This is a genomic window from Halomonas sp. ND22Bw (genome assembly GCF_003011945.1).
GTDB classification, from domain to species: domain Bacteria; phylum Pseudomonadota; class Gammaproteobacteria; order Pseudomonadales; family Halomonadaceae; genus Halomonas; species Halomonas halophila.
In genome coordinates, this window is sequence record NZ_PXWD01001250.1 from 1 (window position 1) to 257 (window position 257).

Consider the following 257-nt stretch of genomic DNA (forward strand, 5'->3'; position numbering starts at 1 on the left):
AACTGTCAGCGCCGAGCGCCACACTGTTGGCAACCGTAGCCTCCGCATTCACACCCAAGGCCACGCCTCGAGTGACCTGGCTCTGCGCGTTGTCGCCGATGGCCACCGAGCGAAGATTGGCGATGTTGCCTGCGCCAATCGCAATGCTCTTGCCCCATGCATAGGTGCCTTCACCTACCGCGATGCCGTACCCGCCGGCATCGCCAGCATTGGAATCGCGGCCGATCACGAGGGAGGAAATGCCAAGACCGTTCGTG

1 pseudogene is annotated in these 257 nt (G+C 62.6%); it reads right to left on the reverse strand.

Annotated elements, in window-relative coordinates:
• Positions 1 to 257: pseudogene (locus CVH10_RS22185) on the reverse strand (hypothetical protein); the annotation flags it as partial.